At 52.9% G+C, this 17,355-nt stretch carries 15 protein-coding genes; 10 read left to right on the top strand and 5 right to left on the bottom strand.

The window, feature by feature from the left end:
- Positions 1-9: 9 nt before the first annotated feature.
- The 5 genes from AD948_RS16265 to AD948_RS16245 all read right to left on the bottom strand — a co-directional run bounded on the left by AD948_RS16265 (position 10) and on the right by AD948_RS16245 (position 7,257).
- Complete coding sequence (locus AD948_RS16265) at positions 10-1,548, bottom strand: carbohydrate porin (protein WP_248846073.1); 1,539 nt, start codon at positions 1,546-1,548, stop codon at positions 10-12.
- Positions 1,549-1,585: 37 nt separating this feature from the next.
- Positions 1,586-2,863: a glucose/galactose MFS transporter gene (gene gluP / locus AD948_RS16260; protein WP_039904410.1), complete on the bottom strand. Its 1,278-nt coding sequence runs from the start codon at positions 2,861-2,863 to the stop codon at positions 1,586-1,588.
- A gap of 91 nt (positions 2,864-2,954) precedes the next feature.
- Entirely contained in the window at positions 2,955-4,550 is a 1,596-nt protein-coding gene (locus tag AD948_RS16255) for a GMC family oxidoreductase (RefSeq protein ID WP_061472734.1), read from the bottom strand.
- Positions 4,550-6,049, bottom strand: coding sequence for an aldehyde dehydrogenase family protein (locus AD948_RS16250; RefSeq protein ID WP_061472700.1), 1,500 nt, complete (start codon positions 6,047-6,049; stop codon positions 4,550-4,552). The genes AD948_RS16255 and AD948_RS16250 overlap by 1 nt, the downstream gene beginning before the upstream one ends.
- A gap of 443 nt (positions 6,050-6,492) precedes the next feature.
- A complete protein-coding gene (locus tag AD948_RS16245; RefSeq protein ID WP_061472699.1) occupies positions 6,493-7,257 on the bottom strand; it encodes a glucose 1-dehydrogenase in 765 nt (254 codons plus the stop codon).
- A gap of 389 nt (positions 7,258-7,646) precedes the next feature.
- Between AD948_RS16245 and AD948_RS16240 the strand changes: the two genes are divergently transcribed.
- Genes AD948_RS16240 through nuoK form a run of 10 tightly spaced genes read left to right on the top strand, consistent with a single transcriptional unit; the run spans position 7,647 to position 17,352 of the window.
- Complete coding sequence (locus AD948_RS16240) at positions 7,647-8,072, top strand: NADH-quinone oxidoreductase subunit A (protein ID WP_039904405.1); 426 nt, start codon at positions 7,647-7,649, stop codon at positions 8,070-8,072.
- Complete coding sequence (locus AD948_RS16235; RefSeq protein WP_006558687.1) at positions 8,069-8,713, top strand: NADH-quinone oxidoreductase subunit B; 645 nt, start codon at positions 8,069-8,071, stop codon at positions 8,711-8,713. Before AD948_RS16240 ends, AD948_RS16235 begins: the two co-directional genes overlap by 4 nt.
- A gap of 4 nt (positions 8,714-8,717) precedes the next feature.
- Positions 8,718-10,493, top strand: coding sequence for an NADH-quinone oxidoreductase subunit C/D (gene nuoC / locus AD948_RS16230; RefSeq protein WP_082782495.1), 1,776 nt, complete (start codon positions 8,718-8,720; stop codon positions 10,491-10,493).
- On the top strand, positions 10,480-10,971 hold the full coding sequence (gene nuoE / locus AD948_RS16225) for an NADH-quinone oxidoreductase subunit NuoE (RefSeq protein ID WP_039904404.1): 492 nt from the start codon (positions 10,480-10,482) through the stop codon (positions 10,969-10,971). The genes nuoC and nuoE overlap by 14 nt, the downstream gene beginning before the upstream one ends.
- Entirely contained in the window at positions 10,971-12,266 is a 1,296-nt protein-coding gene (gene nuoF, locus AD948_RS16220; RefSeq protein ID WP_061472698.1) for an NADH-quinone oxidoreductase subunit NuoF, read from the top strand. The genes nuoE and nuoF overlap by 1 nt, the downstream gene beginning before the upstream one ends.
- Before the next feature lie 21 nt (positions 12,267-12,287).
- Positions 12,288-15,041, top strand: coding sequence for an NADH-quinone oxidoreductase subunit NuoG (nuoG, locus tag AD948_RS16215; protein ID WP_061472697.1), 2,754 nt, complete (start codon positions 12,288-12,290; stop codon positions 15,039-15,041).
- Positions 15,038-15,994 carry an NADH-quinone oxidoreductase subunit NuoH gene (gene nuoH / locus AD948_RS16210; RefSeq protein ID WP_061472696.1) on the top strand — a complete coding sequence of 319 codons (957 nt, stop codon included), beginning with the start codon at positions 15,038-15,040 and terminating at the stop codon, positions 15,992-15,994. The genes nuoG and nuoH overlap by 4 nt, the downstream gene beginning before the upstream one ends.
- A gap of 25 nt (positions 15,995-16,019) precedes the next feature.
- Positions 16,020-16,532 (top strand): NADH-quinone oxidoreductase subunit NuoI, encoded by a 513-nt coding sequence (gene nuoI / locus AD948_RS16205; RefSeq protein WP_061472695.1) that lies wholly within the window; start codon positions 16,020-16,022, stop codon positions 16,530-16,532.
- A 6-nt stretch (positions 16,533-16,538) separates the two neighbouring features.
- Positions 16,539-17,039 (top strand): NADH-quinone oxidoreductase subunit J, encoded by a 501-nt coding sequence (gene nuoJ / locus AD948_RS16200; RefSeq protein WP_061472694.1) that lies wholly within the window; start codon positions 16,539-16,541, stop codon positions 17,037-17,039.
- 1 nt (position 17,040) lies between these two features.
- On the top strand, positions 17,041-17,352 hold the full coding sequence (gene nuoK / locus AD948_RS16195; RefSeq protein WP_061472693.1) for an NADH-quinone oxidoreductase subunit NuoK: 312 nt from the start codon (positions 17,041-17,043) through the stop codon (positions 17,350-17,352).
- Positions 17,353-17,355 lie beyond the last annotated feature (3 nt).

The following is a 17,355-nucleotide window of genomic DNA, read 5'->3' as shown; positions in this document are numbered from 1 at the left end:
TCTATCTACCTAGAAGATGATAGCGGTCTCAAAATCGAGTACCGTCGCATTGGGGTAACGCCGCGTTCCGCCGGGTCTCCAGACATACTGCAACCCGGGCCGCACCAGCAGCCACGGTGCAGGTCGCCAGCCATAATTGACCTCAAAGCTATGCTCAAAGGTCGGCGTGGAAACATCTTGCCCGGTTGATTTAAGATATCGGGCATAGCGGGCAATTTTTGAATTAACCACCATCAGCTTTCCGCCAATACTGATCGTATCATCTGGCCTGCTGGCAAACGTGCCTTTGCGAATAAAGCCCCAGGTGGCAAAATATGGAAACGGAGAAGTCTGGGTGTCCCCCCAGACAAAACTGCCAAACGCAACCACACCCCGTTTAGGGTTGTTCCGATCGCGCTCGATCATCTGATCTCCTTCAAACCACGCGCCATACCGCCCTTTTATGCTGTCATTGGGCCAGTTTTGATAAACTGTACCCGCAGGTGCAAACATCGTGATTTTCTGGGTAACCGTTTTAACGCGGGTTGTTTCCCAATACCCACCTATTCTGATATTACCCGGATACGCTCCTTTTATATCCGTGCCCCCATGCTTCCAGCCCAGTTGCACAGGAAAATACGTACCCACAGTATTATGAAGCCACATTTTCCAGCCATTATGACTGTTGGCAATTGTATTATCCACGTTATAGACACCAAACGAGGCAAGGAAATCATCTTTGCCGGTAGGGTATAGCTTTACATAAGCACCCGGGTGCGCACTGGGATAATAGCCGTAGCCAGAATTGAATGCGAGCGACTGTGGCATGCCACAAATGGCATTGCTTTGAAACTGACAGTAAATAGACATACCCCAGTGCGTTGTAGACTGGGCAAAATCATTTTCCGTATTAACCCATCCCAGTTCCGTGTTCACATAATTTGTAAATTTGTGTTCAAGAGAAAGCCGGGTCAAACGCACGGTCTGCCCTGTTCCATAAATTTCCTGCACGGAACTGAGCGCAGGCATCACCATATGCAGCCCCAGCCCTGAACGTTGTGTAACCAGAAAATGAAGAATCCCGATATCGTAACCAAGCCATTTGTTGAAATCGATATCCAGTCCTCCGGCAAATTCATGCGCATAACGCACGGCCTGCGCTTTCCCACCGGCAGGGTTTCCGGCTGTATCCTGCACATAATGCCCCTGAAACAGGATGCCGCGCTGTGCCAACCGCGTGCGCAGTCCGCCCCAATCTCCCGTCATCACATCCTGATGTAACCAGTTGGACGATAACGGGCGAGGTGCCGAACGCCACACCCGGGACACACGGCTTGGCCGCCTGCTGATGTTATGATGATCATCGTAAAAGAAGAAATTATCCTGATTGTTTGACAACTCTTCTTCCACCAGATTAGGATTATTCACACAGAGCACATCCGGGTCCCACGGTGTCATCGCAACACCAAAACATTCTGACAGTTCAGGCCGGCGCGCACGCGCTTCACTGGCCGCCGGTATCAATGCAAGACACGCAACAGCCCCTACAGTACGAGACATTTCCCACATGACAGCTTCCTTTTTATTTTTATACTGCCGTTTATGATCAGGAAAACACTTTATGGCGGGAAGAACGTGAGTAAAACCCAAATAAAATAACAACAAGATAGCAAAGAGCCGGTATAATGAAGGCTATATTCAGGTTGGTAATATCCGCAAACCGTCCTGTTATAACCGGAACAAACGCCCCACCCACAATCGCCATGCAAATCAGGCCAGACCCTTCAGAGGCACGATGCCCAAGGTCCATCGAAGTCAGTGAAAAAATAAGCGGAAACATGACTGAGTTACACAACCCAACGGCTAACATTGCCCAACCAGCCATTCCTCCTGTGGAAACAATGGAAAGAATAACCAGCAGAAAGGCGCAGGTTCCATACACAGTCAGAAGAACAGAAGGCGCTATAGCGCGCAGCAAAACAATGCCCAGCAGACGCCCACATAAAAGCCCACCCCAGTAAAATGCAAGGTGTTTCCCGGCTTCTTCCGCAGTCAAATGCAAGGTATCTGGCAAAATAAGATAATTAACCAGAAGGCTTCCAATCGTAACTTCTGCGCCGATATAGAAAAACATCGCGGCAACGCCAAAACTGAAATGCCTGTCCTTAAACAACTCAACGGCCTTCAGCACACTTCCTTCATGAAAATATTCGCCCTTGAGTTTGCTACGATTTATCCAGGTCATCACTGACCAACAAAAAATAATGACAGAAACAATCAGATAACAGACACTAATATCTATTGCCCCTTCAGACATTCCCTGATCAGAAAAATACGCTGCTATTTTTCCAAGCAGACTTTCTTCGGAATGGTGACGCAAAATAATCATGGCACCCAGATAGGGAGCAACCACTGTACCAAGAGAATTACAGGCGTGGGCAAATGTCAGGCGTGACGATACATTCTGTTTATTACTTAAAGAGATAACAAGTGGATTGGCTGTTACCTGAATAATCGTAATACCGGCAGCCACCACAAACAGGGCCAGCAGAAAAACCAGAAAACGGGCAGACCACGTTGCTGGAATAAAACACAGGCACCCTAACGCTATCAGATTAAGGCCAATAACAAGTGTTCTCATATAGCCATTTTTCTTGATCATATGAGAAGCTGGAATAGAAATAAGAAAATAACTTGCAAAAAAGCAGAACTGAACTGTTGTCATCTGAGTGTAATTCAGATCAAACACTTCTTTGAGTTTTGGCATTACTACGTCATTCAGACTGGTAATGCCTCCGAAAAGGAAAAACATCGAGAAAGAAAGAAAATCGAGAATACCTGCTTTCTCGTGCGTCTTATCCTTTACCGCAACAGAACACTCCATAGCAGCACTCCTTTGGCGGACGTACATTGCCCAATGGTAGTGCAGAAATGACCTGTGAGTATCATTTCTGCTTTAATATTTAAGGATGGTTTTAGTAAGAAGAAGAAATGATATCACTTGCTTTTTCTGATATCATAACAGTAACAGCATTTGTATTGGAGCCAATAAGACTAGGGAGCACCGAGGAATCACAAATCCTCAAGCCCTCAACACCATGCACTTTCAATGTCGGGTCAACCACGGCCATCTCATCACGACCCATTTTACAGGTACCGTTGGGATGATATGACGTCCGCCCATATTGACGTGCGTACCGCACCAGAGCCTCTCGGGTTTTTACGCTCTCATCTGGAAAGTGCGCGCGTTTAACATGCTTTTGCATATTCGGCTGGTTCATGATCTCGCGGCTGATATGCAGACCTTCCACAGAACTTTGTACGTCTTCCGGTTCTGCAAGAAAATTCGGATCAACCAGAACTCCAGTTGCAGGGTCGGCGCTCTTAAGCCTCACTGTCCCGCGGCTTTTAGGACGCAGAACATAGGAATTCAACGTGCAACCAGACCCTGAGGGAATATTCGGCACGCCTGCTTCCACACCAGCACCTGCCAGAAAATGGAATTGCAGATCAGGCACACTCTCCCGATCATTGGAAGACCAGAACGCCCCGCCTTCCACTACATTGGATGTCACAGGCCCTGACTTGAACAGAAGATATTGCAGGCCAGCCCACATCATCATGTGCGCTTTATTGTAGCGATCAAGACTGATCGGTTTTTTCAACTCGTAAACAATATCTATACCGTAATGGTCACTCAGATTACTGCCAACACCTGGCAGATCTGCAACAACGGGTATGCCATGATCTTTCAGATGCTCCGCTGGTCCAATACCAGAAAGCATCATGATCTTTGGTGATCCAATAGCGCCCGCTGTCACAATCACTTCAGCATCTGCGTGGGCCACGCACTTCTTACCTTTGTGAATGTATTCAACACCCGTCGCCCGATTATTTGAAAAAAGAATACGCGTCGTGAGGCAATTGATTTCAACTGTCAGATTGGGACGCTTCATGACCGGCCGCAAATAGCCAACGGCCGTTGAACACCGCCGCCCATTCCGGGTAGTGATCTGGTAAACACCAGCCCCCACTTGCGACGCCCCATTAAAATCAGGATTATAGGGAATGCCATATTGCTGACAGGCCTGAACAAACGCACGCGTTACGGGCATAGGGCTCGTGATGCTGGAAACACCTAACGGACCATCCGTGCCGTGGTATTTCGTGGCAAACAATTCATTGCCTTCAGACCGAAGAAAATAAGGTTGCACATCCTTGGCAGACCAGCCCGTACACCCTTCTTCATCAGCCCAGCGATCATAATCCTGCGCAACACCCCGCGTAAAAACCTCAGCGTTGATTGAGCTTCCACCTCCCAGAACGCGGGCCTGAACATACGGTATGCGACGGTTCTGCGCATGCACCTGCGGCACGGTATGAAAACCCCATGTGTGAGGTCCTCCTGTCATTTTTGCAAACCCTATGGGCATGTGAATGAAAGGATGGTTATCCGCTTTTCCTGCTTCCAGCAGCAAAACACGTGCGCTTGGGTTCTGACTCAGGCGGTTGGCAAGCACGCACCCCGCTGTGCCGCCCCCTACGATAATGAAATCATAGCTGCCAGACATCACGACACCCAAGGGGTACGAGGGCCAAAAGCAATGTGCGTTGCCTTGATTTCGGTGTATTCTTCTACCCCGTAAATGCCAGTCTCACGCCCAATGCCGGACTGCTTGAATCCGCCTGCAGGGAGTTCCGGTCCACCCGCAATGGTGGTGTTGACCCAAACGCGCCCCGCACGAATACCGCGCACTGCGTCCATGGCGTGCGAGAGATTCTGCGTCCAGATTGTGGCGGAAAGGCCGTAAATAGTGTTGTTTGCTATGGTAATGGCATCATCCGTTGTCTCAAACGGAAGTATACTCAGAACCGGCCCAAAAATTTCGTCCGTTGCAATATCCATGTCAGATGTAACGTCCGAAAAGATTGTTGGTTGAACAAACAATCCCCCATCTGTGCCATTGATTTTACCTTGCGAGAGCAAACGGGCTCCCTGCTTTGTTCCTCGTTCAATGTAGTCACAAATGGTTTCATGCTGCTTTTCACTTACAATTGCGCCAATCTGCGTGTCCGGGTCCAACGGATCTCCCACACGCAAACGGGCCAATTTTTCAGTCAAAAGGCGCTCAAATTCGGGCTGAATGGATTTTTCAACAAGCAACCGGCTTCCGCCCACGCAGCATTGGCCCGCGTTAAAGCAGAAACCAAAAATAACCCCATCAACAGCGTCTTCAAGCCGTGCGTCAGCAAAGACCACATGAGGATTCTTACCCCCCAGTTCCAGACTCAGCTTTTTGAAGTTCCCGGCAGATGCCGCCAGCACCCGCTTGCCAACAGCGGTTGACCCCGTGAAGGACAGCATATCAATGTCGGGATGGTGAGACAGCACCTCTCCCACCACACTTCCTGGGCCCGTGACAACATTGAATACGCCATCTGGCAGGCCCGCCTGCGTCAGGATCTCAGCCATAATCAGCGTGGTGGCAGATGTCAGATCACTCGGCTTTGCAACCACTGTGCAGCCAGAAGCCAAAATGAAGGGCAGACGCTCAGACAGAATGAAAAAAGGAAAATTCCACGGTGTAATCAGCCCCACAACACCGATTGGCTCACGGGTCACAAACCCGAACATGCTATCGCCGAGGTTATTGAAGCTATCCCCATGCAGCATTCTGGCTGCACCCGCCGCATATTCATAAATACCGGCGCTGGCCTGAATTTCTCCACGAGATTGCGTAATAGGCTTGCCTGTTTCAAAGGTTTCAAGCTGCGCCAGTTCCTCGGCCCGCTCCCGAATAAGGGTTGCCGCTTTCAGAAGCACATCCGCACGCTGCTGACCAGAAAGCCCTGACCATCTCCTGTCTTCAAACGCCTTTCTGGCTACTGCAACAGCCTCGTTGACGTCCGCTTCCGTGCCCGCTGTGGTTCTGGTTACCAGAACACCGTGTGCCGGGCTGCGGCGTTCCATGATCTTACGGTCGCCAGAATCCACCCACAACCCATTGATATATAATCCGAATAAACGTGGGTTTTGGGGTAAGGAAAGCTTTTGTGTGCTCGTTGTCATTGCACCGCCCTGTTTTTGATTTTGTGTTATTGTCGCTGGAAATCGGTGTTACTAACTGGTTAGTGTATTACAGAATAAGTGTCAATCAACACCCTTCCCCTTCACAACCTCTGAACCGCCGTTCAACTTAACTTGATGGTTTTGCGAGGAGCTTTGACTTCAACATGCTGCACAGAACTCAACGCCGATTAGCACCCTTTTCTTGATCGGCATGGACCGCCTGACGCGCTCCCGTAAAGCGTCAGGACACTGTCACCATACATTTTCGATGCAGCGATAATAATAACGTCGGCGGAAGCTAAAGAAGCAAGGCGTGACGCCTCATGTCAGCAAGCTGGATTGCCAAAACAAAAGTGGGGGGCAAACTCTGGCTATCACAGATGTGGTACAAGTCTCTTCGTTATCACACGGTCAGCACGCACAATACTCACGCAGTATCGCAACTATTGCGCCGTATAACCGCCATCTATCACAAGCTCGCTGCCTGTAACGAATTTTGATTCGTCAGATGCAAGATAGAGGATGCCATAGGCAATATCTTCTGGCGCCCCTAAATGCCCGATAGGGTGAAGATCAACCAGCCGCTGACGTGCTGCCTCGTCTTCCTGTGTCAGCCCTTCTACCATGGGTGTCCAGATATAGCCCGGATGAACGGAGTTGACCCGGATGTTATATCCCGCCTTTGCACAATGTAATGCCGACGATTTTGTAAAAATACGCACTCCGCCCTTGCTGGCATTGTAAGCAGCCAGATCCGGATCTCCAATTAGCCCTTCAATTGAAGACAGATTGATGATTGAGCCACCTCCAGCGTGCTTCCGTATTCCTTCAATGGCGTATTTTGTGCCCAGAAACACACCGTCCAGATTGATGGACTGTACCCTTCGCCATGCTTCCAGACTGGTGCTTTCCACAGTGCCACTATACGCAATACCTGCGTTATTCACCACGATATCAAGTCGGCCAAAGGCAGCTAAAGCAGCTTCAACCACAACTTTCCAATCTTCTTCCTTGCTCACATCAAGGGTGAAAAACTGAGCTTTTCCGCCTTTCCCTTCAATTTCGGAAACGGTTTTCTCTCCCTCCTCCTTGTTAATATCCCCAACAACAACACAAGCGCCTTCCTGCGCCAGAAGCTGTGCTGTCGCTTTGCCAATACCAAGCGCCGCTCCACTCACAATGGCAACTTTACCCTGTACGCGCCCCATGTTCGTCTCCATCTATGATATTAAAGTCCAGCGTGAAGACGCAAAAAAATGCCTTCACACGCAGAAGAACGCACACAGGCAAAGAGAGACGCATTCTCCCCCTCCTGTTTTTTATTCCCTTCTCAGCGGCATAAATTCCCTACTCCTCAGCCCTTGCCGTGCATGGAAAAGGAAGGCTGTGACGTTCCAGATACGCTTTCTGTCTGCCTTGCGGGAACTTCCCCTTTTATCAGGCGTATGAAGCTCGACAGCACCGCTCGCGGCTCCGTTTTTTTATACTGGAGCAAACATCGCCGGGACGTGCAGAATATAAGCAGAAAAACACAAATTCCTTACAGGTTAAGACAACTCCGTTCGGATAATAATCAACAGATGCGGAAGGTCCCGATATGGTCGATTTTTCCCAAATCCGTTCCCTTCTTATCTATGCGTTGGTTATAAGTGTTCTGCTTGCCTGCATGCTGGGCCTGAGCGCCCTGACGGGTCTCAGACGTTCCTTGTCCCACGGCGGAACCTCTCTCTCCATACCATTTGAATCCGGAATCATCCCTACCGGATCTGCCCATCTCCGCCTGCCAGTGCAGTATTATCTGGTCGCCATGTTCTTTGTCATTTTTGACGTAGAAACCGCGTTTCTCTTTGCGTGGGCCATTGTGGTCACAGATGTGGGGTGGGTTGGATACAGCGCAGCATTGCTCTTCATTTTCTTTCTGGCTGTCTCCCTCGTGTACCTGTGGCGAGCAGGCGGGTTGGATTGGGGGCCTCTGCCCCGGCGCCTTCCAGAAACACAATCCAGCATGGAGCATCTATCATGATCTGGTCACTTTCTCGCCCGGCAACAACGCCAACCACTGTACCCTCTGTTGATAACGCGACTTTTACAGAAACAGTCCAGCGCAACCTTGTTATCGGTCGCCTTCAGGATTTTGTCTCCTGGGGGCAGAAGAACTCCATTTGGCCTCTCAATTTTGGTCTTTCCTGTTGCTACGTGGAAATGGCTACGGCCTTCACAAGCCAGTTCGATATCGCCCGTTTCGGATCTGAAGTTCTCAGGGCTACGCCCCGCGAGGCCGATCTCATTGTTATATCCGGAACTGTTTTTGTAAAAATGGCTCCTATCATCAAACATCTCTATGATCAGATGCTTGAACCGCGCTGGGTTATCTCAATGGGGTCCTGCGCCAATTCCGGTGGCATGTATGATATTTACAGCGTGGTACAGGGGGTAGACAGCTTCCTGCCGGTAGATGTGTATGTTCCCGGTTGCCCACCAAGGCCAGAAGCTCTTCTGGAAGGCCTCATGCTTTTGCAAAAATCCATCGGGAGCCAGAGGCGCCCGCTCAGTTGGATGGTAGGCGAGCAAGGGATCGTTCCGGTTACTCCACCAAGCCTGCGGGACGCCAAACGCAGCGTCCGTCAACAAACGCAGGACCTGCGTTCACCAGATGGGATCTGATACCATGAGCGCGACTGTTCTTTCTGACCGGCCACCGCCCCATTCCCTGTTGGAAAACATTGCTGCACAGAACCTCCCGCCTTCTGGCCCAACTGCCGATGTCACACGGGATAACGTAGCTGTTGTCTGGATATCGGCAGCCACCATTCGCGCCACGCTTCAAATGCTGAAGGATCATGCCCAAGGTCATTTGATGCTTTTTGACCTTACGGCAATAGATGAACGGGAACGCATTCACAGGGAAGGACAACCAAGTTCCTCCTTCACAGTCGTCTATCATCTCATGTCCCTCGATAGTCGGGCGGATGAAGTCCGGATCAAGGTGGCCCTAACTGATCATGCCCCGTCTCTGCCCAGCATTAGTGATATCTGGCCCAACGCCAACTGGTACGAACGGGAAATATGGGATCTGTTCGGGATTCATTTTGACCGCCATCCTTTCCTGCGCCGTATCCTTACGCCTCCTACATGGACAGACCATCCGTTACGTAAAGATCACCATGCCCGTGCAACGGAAAAACCACCTTACAGCCTGACCGAAGATCAGGAAAAATATGAGCAAAATGCATTATCTTTTGATCCCTCCCTATGGGGTATGAAGCGCCATAGTGATCATAGTGATTTCATGTTTCTCAATCTTGGCCCCAACCATCCAAGTGTGCACGGTGTGTTTCGCATCGTGCTGCAACTGGAAGGGGAACGTATTGTAGATGCTGTACCCGATATAGGCTTTCATCACCGTGGCGCGGAAAAAATGGGAGAACGCCAGTCCTGGCACACCTACATTCCCTACACCGATCGGGTGGATTACCTCGGTGGCGTGATGAACAACTTTCCCTATGTCATGGCTGTTGAAACACTGGCAGGCATTACTGTTCCCCCACGTGCGCAGATGATCCGCGTCATGCTGGCAGAATTGTTCCGCATTGCCAGCCATCTGGTTTTTTACGGAACAATGGCGCAGGATGTGGGGCAACTTTCTCCTGTATTCTATATGTTTACTGACCGCGAGAAAGTATTCAGCATTATAGAAGCCATCTGCGGTTTTCGGATGCATCCGGCATGGTTCCGTATCGGGGGCGTCGCCATGGACCTTCCCACGGGGTGGGATGGGCTGATCCGCACCTTTCTGGATTATCTCCCCAAACGCCTTGACGAATATGATGCCATGGTCATGCGCAATCCAATTTTCCGTGCACGCACGCAAGGAATTGGCGCTTACACAAAAGCCGAGGCCATAGAATGGGGTGTAACAGGACCCGGCTTACGCGCCTGCGGGCTGGAATGGGATTATCGCAAATACGCCCCCTATGCCTGTTACGATCAACTGGACTTTGATATTCCCACGGGCAGAAACGGCGATTGTTACGACCGTATCGTGGTCCATATAGAAGAGATACGTCAGAGCCTGCGGATCATCCGCCAATGTCTGGAACACATGCCGTCCGGGCCGGTAAAAGCGGATCATCCGCTGACCACGCCACCGCCAAAAGCGCGGACAATGCATGATATTGAAACCCTCATTCATCATTTTATCAATGTCAGTTGGGGCCCCGTCATCCCCCCGGGCGAAGCACGAGCCTGTGTTGAAGCAACAAAAGGGCTCAACAGTTACAGCCTGATCAGTGATGGCGGCACGACCTCTTACAGAACCCGTATCCGCACGCCCTCCTTCGCACACCTGCAGATGATCCCACTTCTAAGCCGCGGCACCATGATTGCCGATCTGATAGCGATTGTTGGCAGCATTGATTTTGTGATGGCCGATGTTGACCGTTGAATACACCCTCCCTGCCGAACTGAGGGCAGATATTCTCGCCCTTGCGCAGGAGGAACTCCACCCACAGGGAGCCAGCGTTGCCGCGTTGCAATTGGTGCAATCCCATTTCAGGTGGATCAGTTCCCAGCATTTGCAGGAAGTGGCCCAGTTGCTCGATATGTCACCCGATGCGCTGGATGGCATTGCAACCTATTTCAACCTCCTGTTCCGCCAGCCCGTTGGCAGACATGTCATCATGCTCTGCGACAGCGTTTCCTGCTGGCTGATGGGGCGTGACCGCCTTTGCGCCCACCTCCGCCAGACGCTGGGGATCCATCCGGGAGAAACCACACCAGATGGAGCCATCACCTTGCTGCCTACAGTCTGCCTGGGCCATTGCGATCACGCCCCCGCCCTTCTGGCAGACGAAACACTACACGGAGACCTTGATACAGACGCGCTGGACCGCCTGATTGGCAGCCTGAGGGAGACACCGTGATGACAGCCGCCACACACCCTCTTACCGCCATGATCACACCCGCCGCCCCACCACCGGATTGCGCAGCATACGAGCAGGCAGGTGGGTGGCAAGCAGCCCGCAAGGCTCTCAAAATCCTTGCCCCGGCCGAGGTGATCGACATGGTGACACGCTCAAAACTGCGGGGCCGTGGAGGCGCAGGCTTTGCAACGGGCCAGAAATGGAGCTTTGTGCCGAAAAATGCAGCCTCCGAACGCAGGAAATACCTCGTTGCCAATGCTGATGAGATGGAACCCGGCACGTTCAAAGACCGCTGGTTGCTTGAAGGGAACCCGCTTCAGCTTGTGGAAGGTATGATTCTGGCGGCATACGCCATTCAGGCTGGCCACGGCATTGTTTTTCTACGGGGAGAATATCACCTTCCGCGCAAGCGTTTGACGGATGCTATTGAGGAAGCTCGGCAAAAAGGCTGGCTGGGCGAGAACATTCTGGGCTCTGGCTTCAGTTTTGATATCCATCTCCACTCCAGTGCTGGCCGTTACATCTGCGGGGAAGAAACCGCTCTCATCACCGCGCTGGAAGGCAAACGCGCCACCCCCCGCAGCAAACCGCCCTTCCCTCAGTTCAGCGGCCTGTGGGGAGCCTCGACTGTTGTGAACAACGTTGAAACTCTCTGCAATCTTCCGCACATTGTCACCAATGGGCCAGAGTGGTTTCTCAGCCTTGGCATGGGCGCGGATGGCGGGACCAAGCTTTATGGCGTAAGCGGTCGGGTGCGACGGCCCGGTGCATGGGAGCTCCCCATTGGCACGCCCCTCCGCCAGATCATTGAAGATCACGCTGGGGGAATGCTGCCCGGCTATAGCCTGCGCGCTCTTTTGCCCGGCGGGGCGTCCACCGCTTTTCTTGATGAATCTGCGCTGGATGTTGCAATGGATTACGGCTCGGTCGAAAAAGCCGGAAGCCGGCTTGGCACCGGCACGGCCATTATTCTGGATGACCGCACATGCCCTATCGGCATGATCCTGAATCTGGAACATTTTTTCGCGCAGGAATCCTGTGGCTGGTGTACGCCATGTCGGGATGGTCTGCCGTGGGTGGAACGTCTCCTCGGCGCTCTTGAAGAAGGCACAGGCGAGAGCGAAGACCTTGAAGAACTTGCCCGTCATGCCCGTATGCTGGGCACACCGGGCCGCACTTTTTGCGCGCATGCACCCGGTGCCATGGCCCCGCTCGCCAGCGGTCTGAAACTGTTTGCTGATGATTTTTCCGCCCATATTTCCCAGCGCGGTTGCCCCCTCCGGCACGCAGCCTGATGGCAGAAAAGGAGCAGGATCATGGTCACCTTCCAGCTAGATGGACTTCAGTGCTCCACCCGCGCAGACATCAACCTGCTTCAGGCCTGTCTGGAAGCCGGAGCCAACCTCCCCTATTTCTGCTGGCACCCGGAACTTGGGTCCGTTGGAGCGTGCAGACAGTGCGCAATCAAACAGTTCAGTGGCCCGGATGACAAAACAGGCCGTATCGTCATGGCCTGCATGACGCCGGTGACCGAGGGCACGCGCGTTTCAATTGATGACGCAGAAGCAAAGGAATTTCGGGAGGGCGTCATTGAATGGATGATGGTCAACCATCCGCATGACTGCCCCGTTTGCCCGGAAGGCGGTGAATGTCACCTTCAGGACATGACCGTCATGACCGGGCACAATACGCGCCGCTACCGTTTTACCAAACGCACCCACCGCAATCAGGATCTCGGCCCTTTCCTGAACCATGAGATGAACCGGTGTATTGCCTGTTACCGCTGTGTGCGTTTCTACAAGGATTATGCTGGAGGCGAGGACCTCGCAGTGCTTGGCGCTCATGACAATGTCTATTTCGGGCGATCAGAAGACGGCACACTAGAGAATGCTTTCAGCGGTAATCTCGCCGAAATCTGCCCCACAGGCGTCTTTACAGACAAACCCTTTTCCGAGACCTACACCCGCAAATGGGACATGCGTGGCGCGCCCTCCGTCTGCGTTCATTGTGGCGTGGGATGCAATACTTTTGTCAACGCGCGTGATGAAAAAGTAAGGCGGCTCCTCAACCGTTATAATGACGAGGTCAACCGTTATGCGCTGTGTGACCGGGGAAGATTTGGACACGGCTTTGTCAATGCCCCCTCTCGCCTTCACACGCCTCTTTGCCTGTCCGAGGAACAGCCTACCCCCGTGCCCACACAGTCTGCCATGGCGCAGTTTGCGCGCATGGTGGCCTCTGGCCCAATCGTCGGCATTGCCTCCTCCCGCGCGTCTCTGGAAGCCTGCTTCAGTCTCCAGTGTCTGGTTGGCCGGGAACAGTTTTCTACGGGGCAGACACAACAGGAACAAACCTGCGCTGAACTGGCTTATACGCTCTTAAGAGATCATCCGGGCTCCATTCCAACCTTGCATGACATGGAAAGCGCGGACGCCGTGCTCGTGCTGGGGGAGGACGTTTCCGCAACCGCGCCACGTCTTGCGCTGGCCTTACGGCAAGCCGGACGACAGAACAGCTTTCTTGCAGCCGACGCCGCCAAGGTGCCTCGTTGGATGGATGCGGCCGTCCGCACAATCGGGTCTGAGACGCTATCCTCTCTTTTTATCGTCACGCCAGCCCCCACCGATCTGGACAAAAGCGCGGAGGAAACCTTTCGTGCAGTGCCAGACAACGCTGCCCGCCTTGGGTTCGCCATTGCGCATCAACTTGATCCAACCGCTCCCGCTGTGCCTGACCTCACACCATTTGAGGCCGAACAGGCAAATCGGATTGCGACCGCTCTGGGTGCCGCCAAGAAACCACTGATCGTATCGGGCATGCAGTATGGCTCTCCGGCCCTGATACAAGCTGCCGCCCGCATTGCCCGCAGCCTTGCCCAGAATACCCCGGATGCCGGGTTATCTCTGGTCATGCCAGACTGCAACAGCATGGGGATGGCCATGATGGGTGGCCTTCCCCTCGAAACTGTCATGATGCGGGCCAGAGCGGGAGCAATCGGAACACTCATCATTGTGGAGAATGATCTCACTCGCCATCTTGATCCACCAGAAATCGTCGAGCTTCTGGAGGCGGTTCCCAACATCGTTCTGATTGATCATACGGCAACTGCCCTGTGGCAAAACGCAAACCTCGTTCTGCCGGCGGCTGCCTTTACGGAATACGCTGGCACCCTGATCAGTCAGGAAGGGCGCGCGCAGCGCTTTTTCCCGGCGGTTTTTCCGCTTTCTCCCATTCAGGCCAGCTGGCGCTGGGTGCAGGAACTCGCTCGCGCTCTTCCCCCATCGGCAGAGCCCCAGCTTGCACCTCACAGAACAGACATAACCGCGTGGCAGAATCTTGATGATGTTCTTGCTGCCTTGGGCACTGAAATTCCGATATTCGCAGGCATCATAAAGGCCGCTCCAGATGCAGCGTATCGGCTAAATGGCCAGAAGCTTCGCAGCCAGACCTATCGCGCAAGTGGACGCACCGTCATCCGCTCTTACATCAGTGTGCGGGATCAACCTCCCCCAACCAATCCAGACACGCCCTTCAGCAGTTCCATGGAAGGCGCTTATCAACCAGACATGCCTGCGGCCCTTGTTCCCTCTTTTCACGCGCCAGCATGGAATTCGGTACAGGCCCTCAATCGCTTCCAGCAGGAGATTGGTGGCCCCTTACGTGGTGGAGAGGCTGGCATCCGCTTGCTTGCCAACCATGCGCTAAAAAACGGTCAAACCGAGCAGCTTCCAGCACCTGACATCCCTCCGCCGTTTACGCCACAGTCCGATACGGTTCTTCTTCTTCCTGATGTCCGGCTGTTTGGCAGCGAGGAACTCAGCATGCTCTCTCCTCCTGTTGTTGCCCGTGCTCCTCCAGCCAATCTACGGCTTCCGGCACATGGAACTGCCACAGCGTCCCACATAACCTTTCATCTGGAAGGCTATGGGCCGCAAACCCTTCCTGTGCAGCTGGTTGCTGATCTGCCTGATGGTATTGCGTTGTGCCCGGCGCACATGGTCGCCCCCGCCTTCTCTTTCCCTCGTCTGGCGCGCCTTACGGCCACAAGGGCGGAAGGAGATGGGTCATGAGCCAGATACCGTTCCTTGCTATTGTTCTAACCCCACTGGTGATCCTGGCATTAGCCACACTGTTGACATGGGTGGAGCGTCGCCTTTTGGGCTTATGGCAGGATCGGCATGGTCCAAACCGCGTTGGGCCGGGTGGTCTCTTTCAAGCCGTAGCCGATGGTATCAAGATTCTTTTCAAACAAGACTGGATTCCACCATTCGCTGACAAAGCCATTTTTGTTCTGGCCCCAACCATAGGCATGATGACGGTTCTGCTCTCTTTCGGCGCCATTCCCTTTACCGCATGGAGCGGCATTGTTGGCACCCTGAATGTTGGTCTTCTGTTCATTCTGGGCATGATGGGTCTTGGCGTATACGCGGTTGTTCTCGCCGGATGGGCCTCCAACAGTAAATATGCGTTGCTGGGTGGCATGAGAGCCGCTGCCCAGATGATCAGCTATGAAGTCTTCATGGGGCTTTCCCTGCTTGGGGTAGTGATGATTGCTGGTTCATTCAACCTGCATGATATCGTCATGGCGCAGACGCATTGTTGGTTCATTCTTCCGCAATGCCTTGGTTTTCTTGTCTTCCTGCTGGCAGGCATTGCAGAAACCCATCGTCTTCCCTTTGATCTTCCCGAAGGCGAAAACGAACTGGGGGCTGGCTTTCATACAGAATATTCCGGCATGAAATTCGGCATGTTCTTCATTGCCGAATATGCAGGAATTATCCTTATTTCCTCTCTTGTCACCACGCTTTATCTGGGCGGCTGGCAGGGGCCTCTTCTCCCGGCGGCCCTCTGGTTTTTGCTCAAAACCACAAGCGTTGTCATTTTTTTCATTCTTCTCCGGGCCGCTCTTCCTCGTCCGCGTTATGACCAACTGATGGCTCTTGGCTGGAAAATCCTGCTGCCGCTTTCTCTTCTCAATGTCACCGCCACCGGCACTGTCCTGATGTTACGCGCAGCCGGATAGTACGCTCCATGGAAAGGCACGTGTCATGCTCAATACTGTCCGCACACTGTTCCTGACATTCCTTCACGCTTTCCAGCGCCGTGCAACCGTGCAGTATCCGGAGGAACATCCCTACCTGCCGCCACGCTACCGTGGACGCATCATTCTCTCACGCGATCCGGACGGCATGGAGCGCTGCGTTGCCTGCAATCTCTGCGCTGTCGCCTGCCCGGTAGATTGCATCAGTTTGCAGAAAACAGAAGAAAATGGGCGATGGTATCCGGAGTTCTTTCGGATCAATTTTTCCCGCTGTATTTTCTGTGGTTTTTGTGAGGAAGCCTGCCCGACCTACGCCATTCAACTGACACCAGATTTTGAGATGAGCGAATATGCACGACCCAATCTTGTTTATGAAAAAGAAGATCTTCTAATCAGCGGAACAGGAAAATATCCGGACTACAGTTTCTACCATGTGGCCGGTGTTACCATCCCCGGCAAGGATCGCGGAGAGGCCAAACGCGAGCGGCCACCCGTCGATCTCCATACGCTTCTGCCGTAACACACCATGAATACGCTAGCCCTCTTTTCCGGCGCCGTGACCCTGCTGGGGGCCATTATGGTCATCACACGGCAGGTGGCCGTTCATGCCGTGCTGTATCTGGTTGTCACCTTATTGGGGCTAGCGACAGTTTTCGCCCTGCTTGGCGCGCCATTTGCCGCCGCACTTGAGGTCATCATCTACGCCGGCGCAATCATGGTTCTTTTTGTTTTTGTCATCATGATGCTCAATCTAGGACAATCTGACCGGGAGAGAGAAAAAGAGTGGCTCCGCCCCCGCATCTGGCTGGGCCCTGCTCTTCTTTCCATTCTTCTCTGTGCAGAACTGATCTATTCTGTCAGCTCCTCCCCACAACAAGAAGGGCCGCTTGCCCCTCTTTCCGCGCGGGATGTGGGTCTTAGCCTGTTCGGCCCCTATGTGCTGATGGTGGAACTGGTCTCATTTCTACTTCTGGCTGGTCTTATCACAGCCTTTCATATCGGCAGACACCGCACGGAGGGCCGTTGAAATGGTCGCTCTTTCCTTAAATGCCTCCCTGCTTCTGGCCTGCATGCTGTTCTGCATCGGTCTTGCCGGGGTGCTGATACGCCGTAACCTGCTGTTCATGCTGATGTCACTCGATATCATGCTGAATGCAGCAGCGCTCCTGTTTGTGGCTGCCGGTGCGCATTGGCACGATAGTGGCGGACAGGTCATGTTCCTGATGATTTTGGCACTCGCCGCGGCGGAAACCGCCGTGGGGTTAGCCATTATCCTCGCGTTGCACGCCAGAGGGCGTCCTTCTCTTGATGCCGATACCGGCAACCTGCTGCGAGGATAAGAC

This window comes from Acetobacter senegalensis, assembly GCF_001580995.1.
Taxonomy (GTDB): Bacteria; Pseudomonadota; Alphaproteobacteria; order Acetobacterales; family Acetobacteraceae; genus Acetobacter; species Acetobacter senegalensis.
This window is presented reverse-complemented; position numbering and strand designations above follow the sequence as displayed.